Origin of the sequence: Nitrosomonas sp. JL21, from assembly GCF_009833095.1 — a bacterium.
Lineage (GTDB): Bacteria > Pseudomonadota > Gammaproteobacteria > Burkholderiales > Nitrosomonadaceae > Nitrosomonas.
Map to the genome: position 1 here is coordinate 1 of NZ_QRCB01000062.1, position 4,350 is coordinate 4,350.

Annotated in this window: 4 protein-coding genes; all 4 read right to left on the reverse strand. The window is 52.9% G+C overall.

The window, feature by feature from the left end:
* On the reverse strand, positions 1–652 hold a 652-nt coding region (locus tag ABF87_RS14220), incomplete at its 3' end, for a NapC/NirT family cytochrome c (RefSeq protein WP_193568019.1).
* Complete coding sequence (gene cycA, locus ABF87_RS14225; RefSeq protein ID WP_160829782.1) at positions 652–1,365, reverse strand: cytochrome c-550 CycA; 714 nt, start codon at positions 1,363–1,365, stop codon at positions 652–654. The genes ABF87_RS14220 and cycA, both read right to left, overlap by 1 nt.
* 108 nt (positions 1,366–1,473) lie before the next feature.
* Entirely contained in the window at positions 1,474–2,508 is a 1,035-nt protein-coding gene (haoB, locus tag ABF87_RS14230) for a hydroxylamine oxidation protein HaoB (protein ID WP_160829783.1), read from the reverse strand.
* Entirely contained in the window at positions 2,505–4,220 is a 1,716-nt protein-coding gene (locus ABF87_RS14235; RefSeq protein WP_160829784.1) for a multiheme c-type cytochrome, read from the reverse strand. Before ABF87_RS14235 ends, haoB begins: the two co-directional genes overlap by 4 nt.
* Between the last annotated feature and the right edge of the window lie 130 nt (positions 4,221–4,350).

Genomic DNA, 4,350 nt, shown 5'->3' on the forward strand with positions numbered 1-4,350 from the left:
CGGAGGCTGCAGCAGACTCGCTCTCCCCACCTTCTTCGTCATCTTCTTCATCTTCTTCCTCTTCCCCGCCACCACTGTCCTCATCCTTCGCCAGCACCATCTTGCCAGCTGCAAGGCTTGCATTCAGGTCGGTCTTCGCTACTTCCTCATGCACCAGGTTCTGGTGGCAGTCGATACAGGTCGCACCTTCCGTCTTCAGCTTCTTGTGCGCTTCCTGGGCATCCGCTCCTGGGGGATTCGGGTTCTTATGGCAATCACGGCACGTCACGCTGTCCCATTTCTTCAGGTTCATCCGCGCATCGTGCGCCATGATCAGCCGCCGTTCATTGAATTTCTCCAACGTCGAGTAATCATTCACCAGTTCCAGATACAATTCCCGAGCTCCATCCACTGCATGCGTATATAACGCCAGATGGAAGTTCTTGAAACCCTGCGGTATATGGCAGTCCTTACAGCCAGGATTCACTCCCAGCGCTCCATAGTGCGTCGAGTCCTTCAGTTCCTTTTGCGTATAGGTCATCGAGTGACAGCTCGTGCAGAATTCTTCGGTCGATAGCGCCGCTTCTCCTCCAAACACTACCGCTACCATCACAATCCCCAGCAACCCTCCCGTCAGCAGAGTCCCTATCGCTCCTTTCTGTAAACCGGTCATTACTCTTTTCCTTTATCTTTTTTGGTCTTTTCTTTGGCGTTTGCCTGGAATTCGTCATGATATTTGAATTTCGGCTCGCCAACAAAGGTGCCATCCAGCTTGTAGTGTTCGTGCATTGCCTTCACGTCCTTGACCATCTTGTCAAAGTCAAACGTGTATTTCGGATCCACTGCCGGGGTGAATGGCGTATAAGGCGCTTTGGCTCCTTTCCATGGTGAGCCTTCATAGTTCAAATGGCATCCAGCGCAGGCTTCTTCAAACTGGAAGTCCTGGCCTTTGTCGGCAACGACTTTACGTTGCGTGGTGGTACCTTTGCTTTCAAACGCCTGGCCTGCTTTGCGGTGGTCACCACGGTAGTTCTTGCCAGGGCCATGGCAGGATTCGCAGCCTACTGCCGCCAGCGGTTTTTTCGCCGCTTCTATCGTATACCCGCCTTTCTTGCCAAATCCATCAACGTGACATCCCACGCAGTCCTTGTCCTGGGTGTAATCCTTCTCCGGATCCAGCTTGGCTTTGACCTTCGCGTCCTTGCGCGTGCCTGGTTTCAATGACTCCATCGCTTTCGCATGAGCCGTGTCTTTCCAGGATTTGGCTTGCGATTTGTGGCATGAGCTGCATTTCGTGCGGCCTTCGTACGTGTCTGCCAGTGCTGCGCCAGAGAACAATGCAAACATCGCCAGTACTGCAAATAAATATGTGATCGGGTGCTTCATCCTTCCTCCTTTATACTTATGCTTTTTTAATTCAATCTTCGATTGGCTTCGTATTGTACGCTATCATCGCATCGTGTAAATGACTATGTGGCCGTCTGGAGTATTTTTTTAAGGGAGCTTGTACACCCAATAGCCGCCTTGCTGATAGATCAGTTGCGCCACGTCCAGGTCTACCGGCGATTTCTTTTCCACAAACGGCAGCATCCTTGCCAGCAACGTTTCGCTGCTCGCTTCATCGCTCAGAAAGAATGCCCTGATTTCGTTGTCCGAAATCGATTGCAGGGTATAGGTATTGAAGTCGTTTTCCTTGACCTGCACTTTCATCTGATTGATCATGCCGTGCATGTTGCCTGTCATCGGGAAGTTCTGATAGGCCACACCCATCTTGTCCGAGTACATGACGCCCAGTTTGTATAAGTCGGTGACATGGATGATGACATAGGTTTCCCGGTCTGAGCCAACCAGTTCGCGCAGCGCTTTCACGCCTTCGGCTGCCGGTTGCGCCAGCGCTTGGCTGAAGCGCTTGAATTGGTCGCGCTCTGCCTGTCTCGCGTCGCTGCCCCAGAATCGTTCTTCATACGCTTGGATGGCTTTGCTTTGTTCCAGCCAGGGTACCGGCACCATCATCGGTTCATTCAGGTGGCTGGTAAACAGTGTGTCGTGTCCTGTGAGTAGTTTGATCTGCCGTGACGTGTCCCACCACGATAGGATGAGCGCGCCCTGAGGGGCGTGTTTCTTGATCGCCGCAGCCAGCATCGTCAGTTCCGATGGCTTGCGGTCGAAATTGTAGAGTATTTCGTTGGTGCTGTTCTTCCAGTATATCAGTACCGGGGAGCCGTCGCCTTGGCGTGCCGTGGTGAATTCGGCAATCGGCTTGTCTATGCCTTCTGCCTGGACTTGGTATAGGCTGAGCTTCAAGTCAGGCCAGCCGCTGGCTAAGTCCATCTTCGGATATTGCTTGCTGTCGCCTTCCGATATCAATCGATATTGATACGGTGCGGGTGCCGGTTTGAACCATGCATACGCAAACCAGCCCAATAAAATCAAACCTCCCGTCACCAGCACGATGCCTAATGACGGGAGTATCTTGTCTGTCGACCGCACTGCCTTCGCAGTGCGGTCATCTATGCCAGCGTTTATCAAGCTTCGTTTTGCTTACGTTTACGCCAGCCTGCCAGCGCCAGGGTACCAGCCAGCAGCATGCCACCTCCTAAACCGCCCAGCGAGATCTTCTCTGCTGTGCCGTCCAAGTCGAGCAGGCTTGCTTTCTTCGCGGATTCAAGATTCTTCACGCGTTCTTGCAGTGCAACCATTTCACGGATGCGGGTGTTTTCGTCTTGAATTTCCACATATGCGCGGTTGATCGGACCCCAACCTTCCGTGTAGGTCCATCCACCTGGGTTGACGTGCGCCAGGCCCACGTGCATCTTGGCCAGATCGTTTTCATGCATTTCCAGCACTTTCAGCTCGATCGCTGCAGGGCTGTTGCCTTTCGACCAGAACAGTTGGGCAAAGTAAGCATAGCCTTCTTTCTCTGGTGCAGGCGGTGCAGGACGGTTGGTTTTCTGTCCCGTCAGCAGGCCTTCCTTGTACAGTTGATGTACGATGTCGTTGGCTTCCTGGTATTTAGCCAGGCCTTCCAGCGTGCCTTTGTCCATCAGGTCCAGATAGGAGCGCGCAAAACGTTCCGAGTGACATTGAGTACAGGTAACCACCCATGAGTCCAGACGTTTTTCCGCCCATTCGCTCTTGATGTTTTCTGCTACACCGGGAACAAACGGGTAGTTCGCCCAACGTATCTTTCTAACCATGTTGTGGCTGTATTCGCCTTCATATTCCATATGGCAGCCTGCACAGGTCGGTGCATTCTGGCCGCCTACTGCATACGCGTCCTTCAGAGGCGCTTCCCAGTTCCATTTGTCTCCCAGCATCGATACCATCTTGCCGTGCTTGGACATCGAGTAGGCTTCCCAGTTGTTGTGATCCACGCCGCTGTGGCAGGTCGCGCAGGCTTCCGGTTTACGCGATTCCGCTGCCGAGAATTCATGGCGGGTATGGCAGGAGTCACATTTGTTTTGGTTGGTGTGGCACATCGAGCAGCCTTCCGCTACTTCGCGTTGTGGCATCGCCGCCCATACCGTCGTCTCTACGTTGGCTTTGTAGTCCAGCGCGTGCGATGGGCGTCCATCAGGCCATTGACCATGTGGCCATATCATCGTGTCACGTTCCGATTCGCGTTCCGCAAATTCTGCCAGGTGACAGGTGCCACAGACGTCTGCCGTCGGCATCTTGATGTCTTTGGTATGGTCCGCTTTCTTCTTCGTGCCTATGTCCACGTGGCAGTCTATACAGCCCACTTCCTTCAGATTCTCCCCTTCCGCAAGCCTGCCCATCGAGCGCAGATTCTTCTCTACTTCTTCGAGCTTCGCTTTCTTATAAAAGGTCGGGTCTTCAGGTTTCAATTTACGGATCTTGTCCAGGTTCGAGTGGCTGCTGCGCTTCCACGCCTGCACCCATACCGGCGATTCGTCCGTGTGACATTCCACGCATTCCTTACGGCTCGCTATCTCCTTGTTCGTGGTCGGCGATTTGTAGAACGTCGCAGGATCTAAATATATCCCGTACGGTATCGGTTCCCAGTATTGCGCCAACGTCCCTCTCCCCGCTCCTTGCGCAGGATCCTTGTAACGTTTTACCAACGCTTCATGCAGTTCCTTCGGCGTTACCTTCGTACGGTCCAACTTCAGTGCTTCAAATAATTCATTCGGAACAGTCGGTATGTCCGCTTGGGCCGTCCCTATCAACAACCCTCCCAACATCATCCCCGCTATCCTCAGCCACTTCTTGGCATTCATCTCTCTCTCCTTTGGTTTTCCATTGCTTTCTCTCTTATACTTATACTCTCTTATTATTTGTCCCTGCTTTCGTCCTTACTTCTCATCCAACCGCCCTAGACTACTTAGTCAATCCTCCACTGTCAAGGTG

Coding starts and splice junctions, on each gene's coding strand:
- ABF87_RS14235 (WP_160829784.1), bottom strand. CDS start 4,220: ATGAATGCCAAGAAGTGGCTGAGGATAGCGGGGATGATGTTGGGAGGG.
- cycA (WP_160829782.1), bottom strand. CDS start 1,365: ATGAAGCACCCGATCACATATTTATTTGCAGTACTGGCGATGTTTGCA.